Here is a 21861-nt window from a genome sequence, read left to right as displayed (position 1 = left end):
GCGCTGCCCATGATCCCGGCCCTGATATTGCTCTTGCTCGCTGTGCTGATGTTCGGTTTGGGGCTGTTTATTGTTTTTCATGTGATGCGCGATCCTGCCACCAGCCGGGTGCTTGATCGCCTGGCCGAAGGGCAGCCTCAATCGGGCGCAAAGGCGGTGGGCGTGGCCTGGTTGGACCGGGCCTTTTTGCAAGCCGGGTTAGGGCGCCCCTCTGAACGCCTGGGGCTGTGGATTGGCCTGTGGGCGGGTGTGATCACGGTGGCTGGTTTGCTGGGCGGGTGGTCATTTTTCATCGCCAGTGTGTTGCTGCCGCCGTTGCTGTTGAGGGTGTTCATCAGTTGGCGCTATGACCGACGGGTGCGGCGCATGGTTGAGCAACTGCCGCAGTTGCTTGATCACTGCGTGCGCAGCTTGAAGGCCGGTCGCACGTTGGCTGACGCCGTGCTCCTGGCCATTGAGGCGTCGAGTGATCCGCTTAAAACGGGCATCAGCCGTGTGTCGCGCAACGTACAGCTGGGCGTGAGCTTGCCCGACGCGGTGCAAGACTTTGCCCAGTTGTATGAACGTGAAGAGTTTCGTCTGTTTGCGCTCGGCTTGAGGGTCAACCATCGCTATGGCGGCAACGCCAGCGAATTGCTGGAAAACCTGATTGTGCTGATTCGCGAGCGTGACCAAGGCGCTCGTCAACTCAAGGCCATGACCGGTGAAACGCGCATCACGGCCATCGTGCTTGGCGTGCTGCCGATTCTCTTATTGGCGTATTTCTCACTGACCAACCCGGGCTATTTGCCCAAGTTATGGAACGACTCAGCGGGGCAGCATTTACTGTTGGCGGCACTGGCTATGCAGGTGATGGGCAGTTTAGCGCTGTGGCGGATGGTAAGGAGCGTATGACATGGCGTTGCTGATCAGTGCCGTTTTACTGCTGTGCGCTTTGGCGCTGGTGATCAATGCTGTGATCCGGCAACGTCTGCGTCAGCAGCGTGTGGTCCAGCGATTACAAGGTGAGACCACCAGGGCCGGCAAGCTCAATGTGTGGCTGCGGGCGATGGGCAATAGCAAAATCGGCCAGCGCTCGATCACCCTCGACACCGAAACGCAGACACTGCTCAACCGCGTGGGCTGGCGCACAGCGGGTCAGCGCTCGCTGTTTGCTGCGTTTCAGATTGGCACCCCGTTGGTGGTGGCCGGGCTGACGTTTGTGGGCCATGAAGTGCTGTATCCACGCTCGGGCAACGTGTGGGCCGTGTTGCTTTTAGGCATGGCTGTCGGCTATCTGCTGCCCAAGCGGTTATTGGCTTTCGCGGCTGCCCGGCGTCAGCGGCAGGTGGCCACTGAAGTTTCAACGTTTATCCCGTTGCTGCGCATCCTGTTTGAGTCCGGCATGGCGGTTGAGCAGGCTTTGCGGGTGCTGAGCCAAGAAGCACGACAGTTATTGCCGGTGCTGACAGCAGAGTTGCGACTGGTGCTGGCCCGGGTGGACTCGGGGCTGGAGCTGAGCCAGGAACTGCAAAAAGCCGCGAGCTTGCTGGCCGTGGACGAGTTTGATGATACGTGTGTGATTCTTCAGCAGTTGATTCAACAGGGGGGCGGCGCGATGAAGTCATTGCAGGCACTGAAAAGCCTGCTGGATGACCGACGCCTCACACGTATGCAGGAATACATCTCAAAAATGTCGGCCAAGATGTCGGTGGTCATGATGTTGTTTCTGTTCCCGGCCTTGCTGATGGTATTGGGCGGGCCGAGCATTATCGCGATCTCACGGGCCTTTGGCTCATGATCAGGAGTGTGTGCATGAAAGCTGTGATCGCTGCGTTTGGGCTGCTGATGTTAGGCGGCTGCGCGACCCCTGGGGCCAGTAACCCGCCGTGGCTGGCCCTGAACAGCAGTTGCGCCAAGTTGAGTGGCGATCAGGAGCTGTCCATGAACCTGGCGGATGACATGGCCAAGCAAGGCAAGCTGCACGCCAGCCTGGCCAACCTGCAAAGCCTGCCCGAGCGCTACGGGCAAGTGCAGTTGCGCAAGGCGCGCATTTATCGCCAGTTGGGGCGCAGCGAAGCTGAGCCGCTGTATCGCGGATTGCTGGGCACCTGTTTGGCGGCTGACGGTGAGCATGGCCTGGGCCAGTTGGCGGTGGGGCGTGGGGACAACGCACAGGCGCTGACTTATCTGCAAAATGCCGCCCGGCTGGCGCCCACCGATGCCAACATCCGCAATGACTTGGGCGTGGTGTATCTGAATTTGTTGCGTGTTGACGATGCGCGTTTTGAGTTTCTGACGGCATTGGAACTGAGCAAGGAAGATGACGGGTTGGCGGCGTTGAATTTGGTGACGTTGTTGATCTATCAAGACAACTGGCAGCAGGCGGCGGAGCTGGTCACGCGTGCCGGTTTGACCCCGCAACACGTGAGCGATGCCCAAACGCGCGCCCAAGCGCTCAAGGCGCCAGCCAAAGCGGCCAGTGATCAGGTTGCAGCCATAAAATAATTGGAGGTGTGCCATGTCGTTAACCGTGCGTATGGGGTTGTTATTGGCCGTCATGCCGATGAGCGTGTGGGCCATCGAGCCCGGGCCGTCGTCCACCTATCAGCAAGAAACCGAAAACTGGTTGCAGTTACAGGTCAGTGGTAAGGCGCAGTCAGCCGTGCCGCAGACGGTCACCCCGCAAGAGCGCGAACAAAGCCTGCAACGCTTGTTGAAAAGTTATGAGCATGAGATTCCCGAGTATTACAAACAGGAATCGAGTGGCGGGAGCGGCACGTCTAATTGATGGGGGCTGTCACGGCCCAGGTATCGGATGACGGCCTGGAGGCAGTGCGTAGCCGCTAGCGCAGGTTGCGTGCGGCGGCTTCAACCCCGGCGCTCCGGCTGGCGGAGCGCCTACAGAACGCAAAGGGTCAGTGCGCCGTCAACCGGTGCTGCTGCGCGTTGGCGTTGGGGGACAAGGCCAGTGCCAACTGAGTACGGTTGTTCATGTGGGTCAGGCGCAGTACCTGTGAGACATACAATTTGACGGTGTTTTCAGTGATGCCCAGATCACAGGCAATTTGATAGTTGGTCTGGCCTTTGCCCACCAACCGGGCCACGTCCAATTGGCGCGGCGACAGTTGCTGGAGGATGGCAGGCATCAAGGCGTTGCTGTCATCGCTGGAGCCCGTGTCGCTGGAGGTGGCACGAGGCGGGCGGCGCACGGCTTCCATGTCTTGGTAGAGGTCGTCAATGGAGTCGGCCAGGAACTGTAGCTTCTGGTTCATATGCCCGAGTTGCTCATTCTTCATTCGTTCGCGCAACAGTGCTTCCTGACGCTGAATGCCTTCGAGTAATTCGTTGAGGTCGACCGGTTTTTGATAGTAGTCGGCGACCCCGCAACGCAACGCTTTGATCACGTCTTGTTTGTCTGCGCGACCGGTGAGGAGGATGCTTTCAAACAGCCTTTTTTTGCCCGCGAATTTTTGCAGGTGTTGCGTCAGTTCGATGCCATTCATGTCGGGCATGTGCAAATCACACAGCACCAGACCAATCTCAGGGTCGTCCTTGAAGCTTTCGAGCGCCTCACGGCCCGATTCACATGGCACGCAACGGTAACCGCTGCTCTCCAGAAACTCGCAGAGTTCTTCGACAATCAACGGTTGATCATCGACCACCATTACTTTTATTAGAGGACTGGGCGTGTTCACGCGTTACTCCATGCCTGGCAAGCCAATTAAGGGCGTCCAGCTGTCCTCTTCTTGAGGAAGCTTGTTTAAAAGTAGACCTACTTTCCCACGCTGTACATGGAGCTAATCCTACGTTTGAACTACGCCAGGCACAGTGTCGTCAGGCTAAAACCTGCTAGCAGGAAGGGCGCGAAGGGGACTTTTTTTGGCGCAGCATCCAGGGGCGGGGTTTCAGAGGGTGTAACCCGTTGATAGATCAGCGGGAATATTTTTGACGCGAAAAGAGTCCACGACAGCAAGCACACACCGGCACCGATAAACGTGCCCAGTACCGTCAGACGATCGGTTGCCAGAGCAAGTGCGATCAGCAGCTTCACGTCACCGGCGCCGAATTTATGGAGCGCGTAACCGGGCAGGGTCAACAGCAGCACAATCAGCAGGGCCAAGCCGCCCTCGCTGGCCGGTGCGCCGAGCCAGGTATGGCCGTTCCAGATCAGGTACAACAACGCCAGCCCTGTGCCACCCAACGTTAAGGTGTTGGCGATCTGGCGCTGATACAGGTCTTGAATGGCACACGCCGATAACCACATGAACAGAACGATTAATTGCGTCACGTATTCGGCGTCCCTTTTTGGCGAATGATTCTATGCTGATATGACGTGTGGTTGTCAGGGTAGACGCAGTCATGAAAACAGGCCTTCGCACAAAACAAAAAGGCGCGGCTGCCATCGAGTTTGCGCTGGTGTTTGTGGTGTTTTTTGCAGTTTTTTACGCGGTTGTCAGCTACAGCTTGCCGCTGTTGCTGATGCAATCATTCCATCACTCGACAGCTGAGGCGGTGCGCCGCAGTGTGGCGCTGGACCCCACCGTGTCACCCAGTACGTACACCGCGGATGTGCAGGCGCGCGCGCTGACCGTGCTGGGCGAACAACTGTCATGGGTCCCTGCGGGCCTGAAGGGCAGCGTGCAGAAAACGGCGGTTTACAGCGCGGGTGTTTTGACGGTCACAGTCAGCCTGCCGTCGTCGGCGCTGAGTGCGGTCCTGCCAGTGCTGGTGCTGCCGGGTAACATCAGGGTGCCCAGTCTGCCGACGACGTTGACGGCCCAGTCGAGCCTGCAATTTTGATCACCGGCGAGCGTTTGTTCGGGCGCCTGCTGGGTCGTACTCATGAGGGTTTACCTGTGCCCGCCCGTTCGGCGCCGCGCCTGGAGGCGGGGATTGAAGTGCGGCTCGACCCCCAGGGCCATGTTCTGGAAATACACGGCGCGCAGCATCACGGTGTGGTCATGGGCAATGGCCCTGCGCGTTTGTTGATTGATTATCTGGTGCCCGGCAGCACGCAGGCACTCGAAGGCACGCCAGTGGACTGGCAGGGCCAAAGCCTGGATCTCACGTTTCAAGGGGCAGGCAGCCACGTTGTGCACACCCGGGGCTGGGTGCAACCGCAGGCTGACGGCTGGCTGCTGCAACTGTTGGACATCAGCGACCTCTTGCTGGGCAATCAACAGGCCCGCAGTCGTGAACGTTGCCAACTGCTCACCACGCACATGAGCGAGCAAGTGCGCCAATGCATCCCTTCACGTTTACAGGCGGTGGTGAGCGACATGCTGCAACAGGTGGCGCAGCTCTGGCATGTGCCGTGCGTCGCCTTGGCCTTAGCGGATAACGCGCAAACGGGATGGACGATCTACAGCGCGTTTCATCGCCATGACGCCCCGGCGCTCTGGGAGGTCGATCAACCCGCCGGCAGCGCACTCGACAGCCTTTACGGCCAGGCTCCCCAGCGCTTTGAACCCCTTCACGGCAACCGCGAACATTCAAGGCTCAACGGGTTGTTCGGCAATGCCGACGGTTTTTTGGTGCCTTACAGCGATCATCAGGGCGTGTGCGCGTGGTTGTTGTTGGGGATGTACCCGGCCTCTGCGCATCCGCCCGCGATGGGCGATAACGATTGGTTGCAAGTCTGCGCGGCGTTGGCAGGGCCGTTGCTGGGGCGCTTGCGTGAGGTTCAACATGCCCGGCAGATGGAGCGCATGGAGGCGTTGCAAGGGTTACTGGGCAGCGGCTGGTGGGAGTGGTCGCCCGCCCTTGAGCAACTCCAGCTGGCGCCGCCATTGGCGGCCAGTGTGGTGCCGGGGCAGAGCGCTTATTTGTCTCGCGAGCAATGGCTGGGACTGTTTCACCCGGCCGATCGCGATGAAGTGGCCAGCCGTTTCAATGAGCTGCTGGTGCATGACAAGGCCTGCTTGCTGTGCGCCCGGTTGCATCAGGCTGACAGCACACAACCTGCGATGTGGTATCGCCTTCAGGGGCAAGTGCTGGGGGCAGGCGACGCGCGACGCATCGTGGGTTATATGCTCGATGTCAGCGACATTAAAAACCAGCAGCAACAGGCGGCTGCGGCGCATGCCCGGCTCGACAACCTGATCGCCAGTTCGCCCGCAGTGATTTATGTACAACGTTATGCCGAGGGCGCGTTACTGCCCGTCTTCTTCAGCGCCAGTTTGCAGCCCTTGCTGGGCTGGACGCTGGAAGAATGCACGGCAGCCGAATTAATTGAGTGGGTGCACCCCGACGACCGCGAACAGTACTTCGCACGCACCCGCCAATTGCTGCGTGAAGGCAGCGTGAGCAGCCGCTATCGACTGCGTGATCGAGGCGGCGCTTATCACTGGCTGCTCGATGAGGCCAGGCTGCTGCGCGACGATTTGGGCTTGCCTGTCGAAGCGGTGGGCTTGTGGCTGGACATCACCGAAGCGAGCGAGGCCGCTGAGCGGGTCAGGCACAGCGAAGAGCGTTACCGCATGCTGGTCGAAGACTCCCCGGCGATGATTTGTCGCTACAGCCCCGACTTGACCCTGAGCTTTGGCAACCGCCCCTTGGCGACTTATCTGGAGTGCGCGCCGCAACAACTGCCGGGGATCAATTTGAGCCGTTGGTTATCGGCGCAGCAGCATCAGGCGTTTGTACAGCGCCTGGCCACGTTGACCCCCGAGTTCCCGGTCAGCACCGCCGAAATCAGCCTGCAACTGCCGGGGCGTGAACACGCATGGTGGGTGTGGTCGGACCGTGGCGTATTTGATGCGCAGGGGCAATTGATCGAAGTGCAGGCCGTGGGGCGCGACAACACCGAGGTGCGCCGTGCGCAACAGCAACTCACCCAAAGCGCGAAAATGGCCACCTTGGGCGAGATGGCGACCGGGCTGGCGCACGAGATCAACCAGCCGTTGAACGTGATGCGCATGGCCATCGTCAACGTGCTCAAACGCCTGAGCAACGGGGACGTGCAAATTGATTACTTGCAAGACAAGCTCAACCGCATCGACGCCCAAGTGCAACGGGCTGCGCGGGTGGTGGATCACATGCGGGTATTTGGGCGGCGTTCGGAAATAGAGCAACACCTGTTCAACCCTGCCGTTGCCGTCGAAGGCACCTTGTCGTTGCTCAGTGAAGGGTTGCGGGGCAAAGGGGTTGAGGTGCGTTGTGAAGGGCTGGACAGCCTGACGCAAGTGCGCGGTCACGTCGATCAACTGGAGCAAGTGCTGATCAACCTGGTGGTCAATGCCCGTGATGCGCTGCTGAGCAAACGTGAGACTGATCGCGACTTCCAGCCCTGGATCGCCCTTGGCCTGCAACCGGATCACGACGCTGTAAAGCTATGGGTCCAAGACAACGCGGGCGGGATTGATCCGCGGTTGCTGGAACGCATTTTTGAGCCTTTCTTCACCACCAAACCGATTGGCGTTGGCACCGGGCTGGGGCTGTCGGTGAGCTACGGGATCATCGACAACATGGGCGGGCGTCTGAGCGTCAGCAACACCGAACACGGGGCACGGTTTTGCGTGACGTTGCCGGGCGCGGTTGCAACCGCTTAAAGCACCAACTGAGCACGCCCGCCTTGCCCGCAGGTGAGGTTCGCGCCGATTTGTACATCGACCAGGCTGATGCCGAGGGTCTTTAGCAGACTGTTAACAATGGGGTCCAGCAGAGAACCCAGCAAACTGGTCAGCGAAGGTAAAAGCAGCGTCACAACTCCACTGATGGCGTTTGTCGCAGTTTGGACAACGGTGCTTAACGGATTATTGTTCGACGGGGTATACGCCTGAATTTTCACACCCGCCAGGGTCGTACCCAGGCTGTTGATAACGTCTTGGGTGGCCGGTGTGCTTTGAATGGTCGGTGGCAGCTTGAGATTTGTAGGGGTGGAATCCGGGACGCTGTTTTTAGAGAAGATCAGCGTCTGCGAAGAGGGCGACGGAGCAACCTGTGCGTTCACCGTCAGGCCGATTCCGCCCCCTGCGAATGGGGTGCGATCGCCGCAGGTGCCGATCAGGCCCAGAATGCGGTGACACGTTTTTATCCCCACATCCACAATCGGCACCGCCAGAGGCGTAGGCGGGGCGCTGGAAGCGAATGCCGTGACAGGATCAATTTTACCTACCCGGATGGTTGCCAACGACTTGGTCGTTGCAACCGTCAAACTCTTGGTGCCGCTGCTGCCTGTCGGGCAGGTATACCCTGTGACCTGCGCAGTGGCAGAGGCGGCATCAACACTGATATCAATTTGCGGGGTGGGTAGCAGAAGAACGTCGAGCTGTTGGCAACCAGCACCCAGCAGGCAAAGCGCATTACCCAGTGTGGTGACCAGATTGAGGCTTAGCAGACTGTTGAGGACCGGCGTCAGACCGCCGACGAGGTCGGTGATGGCATTGGTTAAACCGGCGATGTTGCTCAATAACGGAACGTTCAACGAAATCAGTGCCCGAACTTGCGCTGTACGTACGAAGAGGTTTTGCTTGCTTGGGTCGCCCACCACTGAAAATTGCGGTGGTTCTATCACTTTCAAACGCACGGTGACGCTCAGAACGCCCGGGATATTGACCGGCAACGTCAGGGCTACGGCATTGTTGGCATTCGCCACCTGAAGGAATGCTTGAAGCAACTGCATCAGTTGTAGATTGGCGTCTAGCCCGGCGGTGGAACTTGCAGTTTGCAGCTTGAGCAAGTCCCCTAATGTGACCACGGCCGGGTTCAGTTTCACGGCGGTCTCTAAGCCCAGTAAGGCGGCTTTCACCTCTGCTGTGGCGCCGTTAATGTTCATTACGGTGGCGGCGGTTTGGATAAGTTGCGTCAGGTTGGTTTTGGCTGCAAGCAGACTGGTGTAATCCCCTGCGCTTAATTTCAGGTCAATGGCTAACTGGTTCATATAGCTGAGCAAGTTGATATCACTCTTGATCAGTCCATCCCAGCCCCCCACGGTCAGGTTGAGACTCCCCCCTGCCAGCCCGCCGATCACTGCGTTGAGCACGGCGGCCTGTGAATTTGTGGTGACACTCGCCAACGTACTGCGAATGCTGATTTGCGCCAGTGTGGCGTTGGGTGACGCCCCCACCGCACTGGCCGTTAGCCGGGTGTTAAAGCCAAAGGTGCCTTTGGAAAACAGATCCCATAACCCACCCGCGACGCTGGTCGGGACCACCGTGGTGGTGATCACGCGGATGGCGTCGGACTTGCTCGCATCGGCACTGAACGTGCGCAGTTTGTCGCTGCCGGTAATCAGCGTGCCGCAGGTGGCGCTCACCGTTTGTGTGGTGGAGGGCGTGAAGCTGTTGCGTGTGGCGCTGGCGACGGAGTAGACCGTGGCGGTGTTCGAACCAGCGGCGGCTACACAATTACCGCCCCGGCTGACGGCTTCGAGCACGGCCACATCGGCGACCCGTTGCAACTTGCGTTGTTCCAGATACAAACGGCCGCTGTCCACCACCAGCAACATGAACAACAGCACCAAGCCCAGGGTCAGTGCTGCGATCAAGCCGATTGCACCCCGTTGTTGCCGGGGGCTGCTTAAGCACACGCCACGCAATTGGGGAGACATCGAGCACTCCTTTGCCGGCTTGCTGCCGAGCGCAACTCTCCAAGGGTGAAAAGGAGTGTAGTCAAGGTGTGCGCCGTGCGCTGGCGAGTTGCCAGCTTTGGTGACTGAGCGGGCAACTAATGCCCACCGTCGCAGTGGGCGAAGGCAACGTGCGAGTGCGAAGCGATCGTTAACCTGATGAAGGCGCTGTGCTTGATGCACCGCATTCCAGGGTTTACGACCGCTACGCAGCCGCGCACTAATCGTCAGCGATTAACGATGCGCACCCGTGGCCCTATTTCGGCTTAGGCGGGTAGTCGCTGAGGATTTTGCTCACGGCTTCATGGATGGCTGCGCTGCGCTCTTGTGGCGTCGGGCTGGTGTCGACCACCTTTTCAGCACTGCCGCGCCACACCAGCTTGTCGGTTTTGGCATCTATCAGATCGATCTGCAATGTGCCCACCTGGTAGTTGATGTTGCGCACCTCATCGTAAGCCGGGCGGCCCCAGTAACCTTCCCATGGGCCGCCCCAATAACCGCCCCACGGGCCACCCCAAGGGCCGCCGTAGCCATAACCGTAGTTCGTGACCACTTGCTCCTGGCGCTCGGCGACGATCAGGTAGGTCTGCACCCACAGGTCTGCCTTGGTAGCCGGCGTCACCTGGCGCAACCCGCGCTGGTCCAGCTGATACGCCACCGCCTGCGTGATGCGTTGCAGGGTCAGGTCGCTTTTAAGCATCGGGTTATTGGGCACAAATTGCAGGGCGGGTTCTTTCCAGGCCCACGTCTGGTAGTTGGCAAAGTCGACTGAAGGGTTGTAATCGTGTGTGACGTGCATGGATTCGCAAGCGCTGAGTAACAGCGCCAGCCCCACGAGCGCGATACGACGTAGCATGATGACTCTCCACTTCAACAAGTCTTAATGAGGAGGATAGGCCTGTGTTGCTGTGTTCAACGATTCGCGCAACGCTTTTTCGCGTTCGCTCAGGCTGCCCTTACTGCTGGTTTCAGCGCTGGAACTCCACACGGGTTCGCCGGTTTTACCGTCATACAGGCTGAGCTGCACTACCATGACTTCCACTTCGTAGGTCCGCACGATGGGCACGGTGTTGTACATACCGTATTGGTTGCCATAGCGACCATAACGGTCTCCATAGACCCCGCCGTATCCTGCCCCATAACCATAGTCGTCCTGAACCTGACGCAAGCGTTTTTCTGTGTGTAAATCTGCGCTCACCCACAGGTCAGGCGCCTGGTTGGGCCGCGCCGGGCGCAAGCCGCGTTGATCGAGCGCATTGTTCACCGCGTCAGCGATCTGTGCCGAGTCGGCCCACGCCGTCCCTGCGGGCAGGCGACCCTTGAGCCAGCCCCAGCTTTGGTAGCGGCCGTAATCGCGGGGCGGTGGCGGGTAGGCGCTTAAGTCCACTGCATTGGCGGCATGCGCCGGTGCAGCCGGCATCGGCAGCGAGGTGGCGGTATAAGGGTTGGGGCTTTGGCAGGCGCCCAGCCCCAGGCTCAACACAATTAACCCAACGCAGCGATACATGAGGCTCCCCTCAAACGTGAGCGATTAAACCGGGCGGCACACCCAATGCAGGTAGCGGCCCAAACCTGCGAAGGCGGGATGGCGACGGTGCGCCAGTTCCATTTCAACCAACGCGTCAAGTTCGGCGCGCGCCTGGAACTCGACCGGCATGTAGTCGTGAAACACGCGCACGCCACTGTGTGTTTCGACCTGCCATAAGCTTTGCATCGCCGTCGCCAGCTCCCGTGGGTCGAGCGGCTGCTGTGGGGTGAGGCTTTGTTTTTCGCCGGCCATGTCGTTCTTGCGCATCTTGCGAAAGTGACCCTTGAGCAAGTTGCGATAGATCAGCGCATCGCGGTTATAAAACGCCAGTGACAGCCAGCCGTCTTTGGCGGTCAGTTGATGCAGCACGGGCAAGATCGCGTGGGGTTCGGCCAGCCATTCAAGGACCGCATGGCACAGCACCAGGTCGTAAGGCTCAGTCAGTTGGCCCAGCAGTTCTTGCCATGAGGCTTGAATGAACGTAGCGCTTTGGCCTGCTTCGGCGAAGCGCTCACGTGCGCCGTCGAGCATGGGCGCGGCCGGTTCGGCCAGGGTCACGTCGTGGCCTTGCTGGGCCAGCCACAGCGACATATGCCCAAGCCCCGCGCCAATATCCAGCACGCGCAACGGGCGTTTTGGCAGCGACTCTTCAAGGTCGGCCTGTAACACGGCCAGGCGAATGGCTCCTTTGGCGCCGCCGTAGATTTTTTCGGCGAAGCGGGTGGCCAGTTGATCGAAGTGACGGTCACTCATTTGCTGAAACGCCTTTCGCTGTCGGCTAATTTACTGCGCACCACTTCGTTCATGTCCAGGCCCAGTTCGCTGCACAGCAACAACAGATACAACACGATATCGCCTACTTCCTGACCGGCGTGCGCCAGTTTTTCAGCCGGGAGCTGGCGCGACTGGTCTTCACTCAGCCATTGAAAAATTTCCACCAGCTCGGCCATTTCGACGCTGGCCGCCATGGCCAGGTTTTTCGGGCTGTGAAAGGGTTTCCAGTCGTTGTTATCGCGGATACGGTGCAGGCGTTGGGTCAGTTCGTCGAGGTTCATTGCAGGTGTGCTCTCCAGAAGGCGCAAAGCTTGCGACTGAATGCGCGTGTGTGCAAGTAGTCGCTGTCGCAGCCTACGGGGTTTACCGCCGCGATTACGCGTTATCCCAACGGTCGCCAGCGGCCTGTCATGTGCACCAGGTCCCCGTGGCCATTGAGCTGAAAGTCGCCACTGGACCCTGCCGCGCTGGTCAGCAAAATCACCTCGCTGGGCAAGCGCACCGGTTTTTTGAAGTCGGCGGTGATCTCAATATTCGCTGCGGGCAGGTGTGAACCCAGTGCCGCCAGCGTGCGGGCTTTGAGCCACAAGCCGTGGGCGATGGCACTCGGCAAACCGAACAGCTTGGCGCTGGCAGTGCTCAGGTGAATCGGGTTGTAGTCACCGGACACTTTCGCGTAGCGGCGCCCAATGTCGTTTGCCGCGTACCCGCGCGTCAGTTCGCTCATGCCACTGACCACGCTGGCGGCATGCTCGGGTACCTCGCCCGGCATTTCCACGCCTTTGCACAGCAAGGTGCTTTGCGCTTCCCACAGCGGGCCGAGCAGGTCATCCACCTGTGTCACCACGTCGAACGTCGCGCCTTTGGCATGCTTTTGCAGGTTGTGGGCGTAGACGCCAATGCGCAATTGGGTGACGCCGCCCATAGGCCGTAACACCCGAATCTGATTGCTCAGGTGAATCAGCCCCAGCAACGGGAAAGGAAAGTGCGGGTCGCTCAGCAACTGCATTTGCAGCCCGAAGGCCAGCACATGGGGGTACGTTGGCGGTAAAAGCGGGCTATCGGGCACGTCGCAGACAGCGCGAAACGCTTGCAGCGGTTTGGCTTGAACCGCCACCCAGCAGCGCAATCCTGTTTCGGGCAACGTGTCACCGGTGATACTGCGTTTGGTCGCGGCATGGGCATAGAGCGCGGGCAAGTGCGGCGCAGTGTCGAGGTCGAGCCACTTAACGTTCATGGCTCATGCCCCCAACAGGCTTTGGCCACACACGCGCAGCGCCTGCCCGCTGATCGCGCCTGACCCCGGTTGGCTGAGCCACGCCACGGCTTCGGCGACATCTTGCGCCAAGCCGCCCTGGCCCAGTGAACTCATGCGTCGGCCTGCTTCACGCAGCACAAACGGAATATGCGCGGTCATTTGGGTTTCGATAAACCCCGGTGCCACCGCATTGATGTTGATGCCGCGCTCGCTCAGCAATGGTGCCCAGGCTTGGGCCAAACCGATCAGCCCGGCTTTGCTGGCGGCGTAGTTGGTCTGCCCGCGATTACCGGCAATGCCGCTGATGGACGCCAGCACAATCACCCGGCCGTCATCGTGCAGGGTGCCGCTGTCCAGCAGGGCTTTGGTCAGCACTTGCGGGGCGTTGAGGTTGACCGCCAACACCGCGTCCCAAAACTCGGGGGTCATGTTGGCCAAGGTTTTGTCCCGCGTGATACCGGCGTTATGCACCACGATGTCGACACCCTCCGGCAATTGCCCGATGAGCTGTGTGGCGGCGTCTTGCGCGCAAATGTCCAGCGTGATGCTGCGCCCGCCCAAACGCGCAGCCAGCGCTTCAAGGTCATTTTTGGCCTGCGGTACGTCGAGCAACGTGACCTCGGCACCATCGCGGGCCAGGGTTTCGGCGATGGCGGCACCGATGCCGCGCGCCGCCCCGGTGACCAATGCCTTGCGCCCGGCCAGCGGCCGCGTCCAATCGGTGACGTGGGTTGCACACGGGGTCAGGCGTAACACTTGGCCACTGATGAACGCGCTTTTGGGTGACAGAAAGAACCTCAGCGCACCTTCGAGCTGGTCCTCGGCGCCCTCGGCCACATACACCAGTTGCAGGGTGCTGCCGTTGCGCAGCTCCTTGGCCAATGAACGGCTGAAGCCTTCGAGCGCGCGCTGGGCGCTGGCGGCAAACGGGTCGCTCAGGGTTTCGGGCGCGCGGCCCAGTATCACGAGATGGGCGCTGTGTTGCAGGCTGCGCAGCAATGGCTGAAAAAACTCGCGCAGCTGCTTGAGTTGATCGGTGTGCAGCAGGTGGCTGGCATCAAACACCACGGCCTTGAGGGTTGGGCCTTGGCCTGGAATCCACGGGGTGACCACCAGCGGTTCGGGGCCATAACTGAAAACCGCGTCGGTGAGCTTGCTGGCAAAGTGATTGATTTGCCCGACCAACGGTCCGCCGCCAAGCAGTAATGGGCCTTCGACCGGGCGCAAGCGGCCAGCCTGCCAGCGTTCCAGTCGCACCGGTGACGCAAGCCCTACCGCACTGACCAGCCGCTGGCCGAGGAATGAGTTGGCGAAGTCGATATAACGGTCTGACATGGAACACTCTCCGGCACATGGGGTTCAAAGGGTTGACCACTAAAAGACAAGGGTCGTTCGTTAAGGGTGATAACGCCTACGCTTGTAACGACAAGTGGCGACTCAATCAAAGGGGAAAACGTATGACTCTGCGCCGTGTGGCGATTATTGGCGGGAATCGAATTCCGTTTGCCCGCGCCAACGGGCCGTATGCGAACGCCAGTAATCAGGCGATGTTGACGGCCGCGCTGGAAGGGCTGATCGAACGGTTTAACTTGCACGGCCAACGGTTGGGCGAAGTGGTGGCCGGGGCCGTGCTGAAGGACTCGCGGGATTTGGGCCTCACGCGTGAGTGCGTGCTCGGCTCGCGGCTGTGCGCGCAAACCCCGGCCTACGACCTGCAACAGGCGTGTGGCACCGGCTTGGAGGCGGCCTTGCTGGTGGCCAACAAAATTGCGCTGGGGCAGATCGAGTGCGGGGTTGCAGGCGGTGTCGACACCACGTCCGATGTGCCGATCGGGTTGAATGACGGCCTGCGCAAATGGCTGTTGCAGTTCAATCGCACCCAGGCACCGCTGGACAAGCTCAAGACGGTGTTGCAATTGCGCCCGCAGTTTCTCAAGCCTGCGTTCCCGCGTAATGGCGAGCCGCGCACCGGGTTGTCGATGGGCCAGCATTGTGAGCTGATGGCGCAAACCTGGGCCATCCCGCGCGCCGAGCAGGATGCCTTGGCCTTGCACAGTCATCAGGCGCTGGCGGCGGCGTATCACGAGGGCTGGGAAGATGATTTGGTCACGCCGTTTCTGGGGCTGACCCGTGACAACAACCTGCGCCCGGATTTGACCCTGGAAAAATTGGCTGCCCTTAAGCCGGTATTTGAGCGCAGTGCCAAAGGCACGCTGACGGCGGGCAATTCCACGCCGCTGACCGACGGCGCCTCGGTCGTGTTGCTGGGCAGTGAAGCGTGGGCCAAGGCCCAAGGGTTGCCCATTTTGGCTTATCTGCGGGACGGCGAAACGGCAGCGGTGGATTTCGTGCAGGGTGCCGAAGGTTTGCTGATGGCCCCCGTGTATGCCGTCCCACGGCTGCTGGCGCGTAATGGCTTGAGCTTGCAGGACTTTGACTACTACGAGATTCACGAAGCGTTTGCCGCGCAGGTGCTGTGCACGTTGAAAGCGTGGGAAGACCCCCAGTATTGCAAAACCCGGCTGGGCCTGGACGCACCGCTGGGTGCCATTGAGCGCAGCAAGCTCAACGTCAAAGGCAGCTCGCTGGCGGCGGGGCACCCGTTTGCCGCGACGGGCGGGCGCATCGTGGCCAACTTGGCCAAGTTACTCGACGCCGCAGGCCGTGGCCGCGGGTTGATCTCGATCTGTGCGGCGGGCGGGCAGGGTGTAACCGCCATCATCGAACGTTAACCCAGGCCCGAAGGCTGCGAGCCTTTAGAGGTTCAAACACTCGCCCCCTTCGCCAGCGCCTACAACGGAGCGGGGGCCGCCGCGCGAACGAGGTGTTGTGCCTCTTGCCGAGTGCGCGTTGCGTAGTTCTCTGCCATCACCGAGCACACGATCAACTGCAATGGGTGGTAGATCATGATCGGCAGCAAAATCAGCCCCAACCCCGGGTTGGCCCCGAAGATCAGCGCGGCCATCGGCGCACCGGCGGCGAGTGATTTTTTGCTGGCGCAGAACACCGCGGCAATTTCATCCGCCGTGCTGAATTTCAGGGCGCGGGCGGTACGGGTGGTCATCCACAGGATGGCTGCGAGCAACAACGCGCTGCCGATGAAGGCGCCAAGGATGACCGCAGCCCCTTGTTGTTGCCACATCCCCGAGACCATCGAGTTGCAGAACGCGGCGTACACCAGCAGCAGAATCACCACTTTGTCGACGATGTTGGTGTATCGCTTGTGACGGGCGAAGAAGCCCCCCAACAGCGGGCGCACCAGTTGGCCAAGCACCAGGGGCAGCAGCAACATGGCGCACAGGTCGAGCAGGGTGGCACCCAGATCAATCCCGCCCGAGCCGCTGCCCACCACGAAACTCACCAGTAACGGGGTCAAAAATATCCCCAGCACACTCGACAGGCTGGCATTCAGAATCGCCGCAGGGACGTTGCCGCCTGCGCTGCCGGTGAGCGCCACGGAAGAAGAAATGGTCGATGGCAAGGCGCACAAGTAGAAGAAACCGAGCATCAGCAACGGCGCAATGCGTGTGCCCAGCAGTGTGTCGGCCAGCAGCCACAGCAGCGGGAAGACGATGAAGGTGAAGCCTTGCACCATCAGGTGCAGGCGCATGTTTTTCAGGCCGTGACTGATTTGCTCGCTGGACAGGTTGACCCCGTGCAGGAAAAACACCAGAAACACACCGATGTTGATCACCCATTCGGCGTGCATGGCGCCACCCGTGCTGCCGAAACGCGGAAACACATACGCCAGCAATGTCGCCAGCAACATGCCGCACAGAAACCAGTCGGTGAATACGCGTTTTAAGTGTTTGAGCACGGACATGGCAGGTACCGGGACATTGTAAGAATTGATGACATAGCCTAACGTCGGCCTTAATAGTCGTCTTGCGATATAAGGCCAATCCATGCCGCCAAACGGACAACGTGGCCCCCAGCGGGCGATACCTGAGCTTGCTGTGCTGCCGCGCCCGCTCTATGCGCGTGCCGAGAGTTTGGGGGCGGGTTCGTGGACGCCACGCCATCAGCACGATTGGGTGCAGTTTTCCTACGCCATTAGCGGCGTGCTGGGCGTGCATACCGACGAAGGCAGCTTCTTTGCGCCACCGCAGTGGGGCATCTGGATTCCGGCGGGGCTGGAGCATGAGGTGCTCACCTCGATGCGCGCGGAAATGCGCAGCGTGTATGTGCGCCGCGAGGATTGTCTTTGGGCGCCCGAACAGTGCCGGGTGCTGGAGGTCACGCCACTGGCCCGCGAGTTGATTAAAAGCTTTTGTGCAATGCCGGTGAACTACCCCGAAGGCGGTAGCCCCGAGCAGCGGCTGGTGCAGGTGCTGCTGGACCAGTTGGCGAACTTGCCTGAGGTCGGTTTTTCGTTGCCGTTACCGCGTCATGCGCGATTGCTGGTGTTGTGCAATGAATTAATTGCAACACCCGATGCCGAAGTCAGCGTGGGGCTGTGGTCGGCCCGTTTGGGCATGTCAGATAAAACCCTGATGCGATTGTTTCAGCGTGAGACAGGTTTGAGCTTTCGCGGCTGGCGTCAGCGGGCGCGCTTATTGGCCTCATTGCGGGTGTTGGAGGAGGGTGGGCATGTCACTCGTGCCGCTCTGTCCTGCGGGTATGAGTCCACTTCGGCGTTTATCGCGGCGTTCAAAAAAATGTTTGGCTTTACACCGGGGGAGCTGTTTCGCCAAGGTTGAGGCCGCAAGGATTAGACGCTGTTCAAAATCTGGCGCTCGTCTATCATCCAGAGCGTTTGACGCACGAGGCGACAGACGAGATTTATGCGCACAGGGAGTGCTTGCAAGCGACTTGGAACACGGTGCCCCTCTCCCCGAGATGCGCGGATTGCCGTATAACGAGTGACATTCGCGTGTTTGGTAATAAAGGACCCTCAATAAAAGCTGATGAAGACTCCAAAACGCTTAGAACCCCTGATCGAAGACGGTCTGGTCGACGAGGTGCTGCGCCCACTCATGAGTGGTAAAGAAGCAGCTGTGTACGTAGTCCGTTGCGGCAATGAGCTGCGATGCGCCAAGGTTTATAAGGAGGCTAATAAACGAAGTTTTCGTCAGGCCGCCGAATATCAGGAGGGTCGCAAGGTTCGCAATAGCCGTCAGGCCCGAGCGATGGCCAAAGGCTCGAAGTTTGGTCGCAAAGAAACCGAAGACGCCTGGCAGAACGCCGAGGTTGCCGCCCTGTTCCGTCTGGCGGGCGCGGGTGTGCGGGTTCCCAAACCGTTCGACTTCCTTGAGGGCGTGCTGTTGATGGAGCTGGTGGCCGATGAATACGGCGACGCTGCGCCGCGTCTGAACGACGTCGTGCTAGAGCCGGATCAGGCCCGTGAATACCACGCGTTTCTGATTCAGCAGATTGTGCTGATGCTGTGCACCGGTCTGGTTCACGGTGATTTGTCCGAGTTCAACGTACTGCTCACACCGACGGGCCCGGTCATTATTGACCTGCCGCAAGCGGTTGATGCAGCGGGTAACAACCACGCGTTCAGCATGCTGGAACGTGATGTGGGCAACATGGCGTCTTACTTCGGGCGTTTTGCGCCTGAATTGAAGAGCACCAAATATGCCAAGGAAATGTGGGCGCTTTACGAAGCGGGCACCTTGCACCCTGGCAGCGTGTTGACAGGCGAGTTTGACGAGCCGGACGAGCTGGCAGATGTCGGCGGCGTTATTCGTGAGATTGAAGCAGCACGTCTGGACGAAGAACGTCGTCAGGCGGTACGTGCTGCCGATGATGCGCCCCCTGGCAAAACCGAAGAGCCGCCTCCGCCCTGGATGCAGTGATTCGCGGAATAAAGAATCCGGCTTAGGCCGGATTTTTTGTGCCCGTTCAAAACCGGTTCAGCGGCACTTTCAAACTGCACAAGCCACTGTCATCGGCCGGTGGCAGGTTGCCCGCGCGGATGTTGATCTGAATCGCCGGGATCAGCAGCTGCGGCACTGAGAGCGTGGCGTCACGGGTGGTGCGCATCGTCACAAAACCTTCAAGGTCGATGCTGTCATTCACATGGATATTGCTCGCGCGTTGCTCGCCAACCGTGGTTGACCACGCGACGTCACGGCCTTCGGGCGGGTAGTCATGGCACATGAACAAGCGGGTGTCGGTCGGTAGCGCCAGCAGGCGTTTGATGGATTGATACAGCTGGCGCGCATCGCCACCGGGAAAGTCGCAACGCGCGGTGCCGACATCGGGCATGAACAAGGTGTCGCCGACGAAAATGCTGTTGCCTTCAATCTGGTAGGCCATGTCGGCCGGTGTGTGCCCCGGCACATGCAGCGCGCGTACTTCGAGGGTGCCGATGTAAAACACGTCATCGGCTTTAAATAATTTGTCGAATTGCGAACCGTCCTGTCTGAACTCAGGCTCAAGGTTATAAATGTCGCGGAACACCCGTTGTACGTGAGTGATGGGCGCGCCGATGCCGATTTGGCCCCCCAGTTTTTGCTTGAGGTAGGCACTGGCGGACAGGTGATCGGCGTGGGCGTGGGTTTCCAGCAACCATTGCACGGTCAGGCCCTGTGCCTGCACAAACTCAGCGATCAGGTCTGCACTGTGGGTGCTGATACGTGCGGCGCTAGCGTCGTAATCGAGTACGGGGTCGATGATCGCGCAGGCGCAACCGTTGGTCTCGTACACCACGTAGCTGACGGTGGACGTCGCGGGATCGTAAAAGCCCTTGATTTCGGGGAGCATGGCGGCCTCACATCAATTGATACAGTTATCAATATATTGAAACATATATTATCGAGTCGTAAACTGTCGAGCATCATGTCACGGAGGCTCACATGACTGCTCAACTTACGGGTGAAGAAATCGGTCTACTGCGCGACTCTGCGTCCAAAGCGTGCACGCTGCTCAAGGTGCTGGCCAACGAAGATCGCCTGTTATTGCTGTGCCAACTGACCCAGGGTGAGCGCAACGTGGGCGAGCTTGAAGCGCTGACAGGTATTCGACAGCCTACGCTTTCTCAACAACTGGGCGTTTTGCGTGATGAAGGGTTGGTCAATACCCGGCGCATGGGCAAGTTTATTTTTTACTCGCTCGCCAGTTTCGAAGTGGTCTCTGTGATGCAAACCCTGTCGGGTTTGTACTGCGGCCAAGCGCTGAAAAAGTGATGCGCTGCGAGACCTGAACTTTTCATTTTTACGGTGCCTGGAGTGCTCAATGGAGCAAAACATCAAGCGAATCGACGCGTCCTTTTCGGTGGCGGGTCAAATCGGTCAGTCTGATCTCCACTCATTAGTCGCGCTGGGATTCGCCAGTGTGATGTGCAACCGGCCCGATCATGAAGGTGGGTCCCAACAACCTGAGCACGCAGCCTTGCAGCAGGCGGCGCAAGCTCTGGGCTTAAGATTTGTGTACCTGCCGATAAGCACCCGTGGCGCCACCGCGCAGGATGTTGAGCAGATGCGCGCATTGCTGGCGCAACTGCCCACACCGATTCTGGCCTTCTGCCGCACGGGCAACCGGTCTTCCAAACTGTATGAGGCGGCCACCCAACCGCCTCGCGAAGCCGCAGCGTATGACGTGGTAGTGATTGGCGGTGGCTCGGCGGGTATCTCGGTGAGTGCCAGTTTGCTCAAACGTGATTCAGCGCTGCGCATTGCGGTGGTCGAACCCTGTGCCGAGCATTACTATCAGCCCGCCTGGACGCTGGTGGGCGGTGGCGCCTATGACGTTAAAAACACCGTGCGGGCCACCGCCGAAGTGATGCCCAAAGGCGCGACATGGATCAAGGCGTCGCTGTCGGCTTTCGCCCCAGAGCGCAAGGTGGTGCTGTTGAGTGATGGCTCTGAACTGGCGTATCAACAATTGATCGTCTGCCCGGGGCTGGAGCTGGCCTGGGAAAAAATCGAAGGACTGGAAGACACGTTGGGCAAGCACGGTGTGACGTCCAACTATCGCTACGACCTGGCACCTTATACCTGGGAGCTGGTGCGCACCCTGCGCGGCGGAACTGCGCTGTTTACCCAACCGCCCATGCCGATCAAGTGTGCAGGTGCGCCACAAAAAGCGATGTACTTGGCCTGTGACCATTGGCGCAAGCAGGGGGTGCTGGATGCCATGAACGTGGAGTTCAACCTGGCGGGCGCCGTGCTGTTTGGTGTGCCCACCTTTGTGCCGCCGCTGATGAAATACGTTGAAGCCTACAAGGCCAAGCTGGCCTTCCAGTCCACCTTGGTGAAGGTCGACGGCCCGAACAAAACTGCGTGGTTTGAGGTGACCGATGCTGACGGCCACGTCACGCGTCATGCCAAAACCTTCGACATGCTGCATGTCGTCCCGCCGCAACAAGCACCGGATGTGATTCGCCGCAGCCCGTTGGCCGACAGTGGCGGCTGGTTTGAGGCCGACCCGGCCACGCTGCAACACCCGCGTCATGCCGACATATTTGCGCTGGGGGATGTGTGCGGTACGCCCAATGCCAAAACCGCCGCAGCAGTACGTAAGCAGGTCGTGGTGGTGGCTGAAAACCTGATCGCTTTGCGCAAAGGCGCGGCATTGCCCAAGCGTTATGACGGCTATGGCTCCTGCCCGCTGACGGTCGAAAAAGGCAAAGTGATTCTGGCCGAATTCGGTTATGGCGGGAAACTGCTGCCCACCTTTGCGCTGGACCCGACCGTGGCACGCTCGTCGGCGTGGTTCCTCAAGGCGTCCTTCCTGCCGTGGTTTTATTGGCAAGGCATGCTCAAAGGGCGCGAGTGGTTCACCGACTGCGCGGATAACTGAGCC

22 protein-coding genes are annotated in these 21861 nt (G+C 59.8%); 11 read left to right on the top strand and 11 right to left on the bottom strand.

The window, feature by feature from the left end; translation table 11 throughout:
* Positions 1–9: 9 nt before the first annotated feature.
* From GYN01_RS13850 to GYN01_RS13835, 4 genes are read left to right on the top strand one after another with little or no spacing between them, the layout of a single operon-like run.
* A complete protein-coding gene (locus GYN01_RS13850) occupies positions 10–894 on the top strand; it encodes a type II secretion system F family protein (protein ID WP_203307313.1) in 885 nt (294 codons plus the stop codon).
* 1 nt (position 895) lies between these two features.
* Positions 896–1780: a type II secretion system F family protein gene (locus tag GYN01_RS13845; protein ID WP_048364341.1), complete on the top strand. Its 885-nt coding sequence runs from the start codon at positions 896–898 to the stop codon at positions 1778–1780.
* 14 nt (positions 1781–1794) lie between these two features.
* Positions 1795–2487, top strand: a complete 693-nt coding sequence (locus tag GYN01_RS13840; RefSeq protein ID WP_203307312.1) for a tetratricopeptide repeat protein — start codon at positions 1795–1797, stop codon at positions 2485–2487.
* Between the two features lie 13 nt (positions 2488–2500).
* Positions 2501–2770, top strand: a complete 270-nt coding sequence (locus tag GYN01_RS13835; RefSeq protein WP_203307311.1) for a DUF3613 domain-containing protein — start codon at positions 2501–2503, stop codon at positions 2768–2770.
* A gap of 127 nt (positions 2771–2897) precedes the next feature.
* Here the strand turns inward: GYN01_RS13835 and GYN01_RS13830 are convergent, their stop codons facing one another.
* The gene (locus GYN01_RS13830) at positions 2898–3677 is read right to left on the bottom strand and encodes a response regulator transcription factor (protein ID WP_420850434.1); all 780 of its coding nucleotides are present in this window, start codon (positions 3675–3677) and stop codon (positions 2898–2900) included.
* Between the two features lie 119 nt (positions 3678–3796).
* Positions 3797–4270 (bottom strand): prepilin peptidase, encoded by a 474-nt coding sequence (locus tag GYN01_RS13825; protein WP_203307310.1) that lies wholly within the window; start codon positions 4268–4270, stop codon positions 3797–3799.
* 71 nt (positions 4271–4341) lie between these two features.
* On the opposite strand from GYN01_RS13825, the gene GYN01_RS13820 reads away from it, so the two are divergent.
* Both GYN01_RS13820 and GYN01_RS13815 read left to right on the top strand, forming a co-directional pair.
* Positions 4342–4782, top strand: a complete 441-nt coding sequence (locus tag GYN01_RS13820; RefSeq protein WP_048364337.1) for a TadE/TadG family type IV pilus assembly protein — start codon at positions 4342–4344, stop codon at positions 4780–4782.
* A complete protein-coding gene (locus GYN01_RS13815; RefSeq protein ID WP_203307309.1) occupies positions 4779–7532 on the top strand; it encodes a PAS domain-containing sensor histidine kinase in 2754 nt (917 codons plus the stop codon). The genes GYN01_RS13820 and GYN01_RS13815 overlap by 4 nt, the downstream gene beginning before the upstream one ends.
* Here GYN01_RS13815 and GYN01_RS13810 read toward each other — a convergent pair.
* From GYN01_RS13810 to GYN01_RS13780, 7 genes are all read right to left on the bottom strand, one after another.
* Positions 7529–9532, bottom strand: coding sequence for a pilus assembly protein TadG-related protein (locus tag GYN01_RS13810; protein ID WP_048364335.1), 2004 nt, complete (start codon positions 9530–9532; stop codon positions 7529–7531). The two genes, GYN01_RS13815 and GYN01_RS13810, sit on opposite strands and share 4 nt — an antisense overlap.
* A 274-nt stretch (positions 9533–9806) precedes the next feature.
* A complete protein-coding gene (locus GYN01_RS13805; protein WP_048364334.1) occupies positions 9807–10406 on the bottom strand; it encodes a DUF4136 domain-containing protein in 600 nt (199 codons plus the stop codon).
* A 24-nt stretch (positions 10407–10430) separates the two neighbouring features.
* Positions 10431–11057 (bottom strand): DUF4136 domain-containing protein, encoded by a 627-nt coding sequence (locus GYN01_RS13800; RefSeq protein ID WP_048364333.1) that lies wholly within the window; start codon positions 11055–11057, stop codon positions 10431–10433.
* 24 nt (positions 11058–11081) lie between these two features.
* Positions 11082–11831, bottom strand: coding sequence for a methyltransferase domain-containing protein (locus tag GYN01_RS13795; protein WP_203307308.1), 750 nt, complete (start codon positions 11829–11831; stop codon positions 11082–11084).
* On the bottom strand, positions 11828–12133 hold the full coding sequence (locus GYN01_RS13790) for a MazG-like family protein (RefSeq protein WP_048364331.1): 306 nt from the start codon (positions 12131–12133) through the stop codon (positions 11828–11830). Before GYN01_RS13790 ends, GYN01_RS13795 begins: the two co-directional genes overlap by 4 nt.
* 101 nt (positions 12134–12234) lie before the next feature.
* Positions 12235–13089: a MaoC/PaaZ C-terminal domain-containing protein gene (locus GYN01_RS13785; RefSeq protein ID WP_048400373.1), complete on the bottom strand. Its 855-nt coding sequence runs from the start codon at positions 13087–13089 to the stop codon at positions 12235–12237.
* A 3-nt stretch (positions 13090–13092) separates the two neighbouring features.
* On the bottom strand, positions 13093–14445 hold the full coding sequence (locus GYN01_RS13780) for a 3-oxoacyl-ACP reductase (RefSeq protein WP_203307307.1): 1353 nt from the start codon (positions 14443–14445) through the stop codon (positions 13093–13095).
* 122 nt (positions 14446–14567) lie between these two features.
* On the opposite strand from GYN01_RS13780, the gene GYN01_RS13775 reads away from it, so the two are divergent.
* On the top strand, positions 14568–15842 hold the full coding sequence (locus tag GYN01_RS13775; RefSeq protein WP_048400369.1) for an acetyl-CoA C-acetyltransferase: 1275 nt from the start codon (positions 14568–14570) through the stop codon (positions 15840–15842).
* A 59-nt stretch (positions 15843–15901) separates the two neighbouring features.
* Here the strand turns inward: GYN01_RS13775 and GYN01_RS13770 are convergent, their stop codons facing one another.
* Entirely contained in the window at positions 15902–16933 is a 1032-nt protein-coding gene (locus GYN01_RS13770; protein WP_048400367.1) for a bile acid:sodium symporter family protein, read from the bottom strand.
* Between the two features lie 82 nt (positions 16934–17015).
* Here GYN01_RS13770 and GYN01_RS13765 point away from each other — a divergent pair, with 82 nt between their 5' ends.
* Complete coding sequence (locus GYN01_RS13765; protein ID WP_048400365.1) at positions 17016–17810, top strand: AraC family transcriptional regulator; 795 nt, start codon at positions 17016–17018, stop codon at positions 17808–17810.
* 207 nt (positions 17811–18017) lie between these two features.
* Entirely contained in the window at positions 18018–18911 is an 894-nt protein-coding gene (locus GYN01_RS13760; RefSeq protein ID WP_048364325.1) for a PA4780 family RIO1-like protein kinase, read from the top strand.
* A gap of 46 nt (positions 18912–18957) precedes the next feature.
* Here the strand turns inward: GYN01_RS13760 and GYN01_RS13755 are convergent, their stop codons facing one another.
* On the bottom strand, positions 18958–19821 hold the full coding sequence (locus tag GYN01_RS13755; RefSeq protein WP_048400363.1) for an MBL fold metallo-hydrolase: 864 nt from the start codon (positions 19819–19821) through the stop codon (positions 18958–18960).
* Positions 19822–19913: 92 nt separating this feature from the next.
* On the opposite strand from GYN01_RS13755, the gene GYN01_RS13750 reads away from it, so the two are divergent.
* Complete coding sequence (locus GYN01_RS13750) at positions 19914–20243, top strand: ArsR/SmtB family transcription factor (RefSeq protein WP_048364323.1); 330 nt, start codon at positions 19914–19916, stop codon at positions 20241–20243.
* A 49-nt stretch (positions 20244–20292) separates the two neighbouring features.
* On the top strand, positions 20293–21858 hold the full coding sequence (locus GYN01_RS13745; protein WP_082149351.1) for a bifunctional protein tyrosine phosphatase family protein/NAD(P)/FAD-dependent oxidoreductase: 1566 nt from the start codon (positions 20293–20295) through the stop codon (positions 21856–21858).
* Positions 21859–21861 lie beyond the last annotated feature (3 nt).

The organism is Pseudomonas weihenstephanensis (assembly GCF_016812185.1).
In the GTDB taxonomy this organism is placed as follows: Bacteria; Pseudomonadota; Gammaproteobacteria; order Pseudomonadales; family Pseudomonadaceae; genus Aquipseudomonas; species Aquipseudomonas weihenstephanensis.
This window is presented reverse-complemented; position numbering and strand designations above follow the sequence as displayed.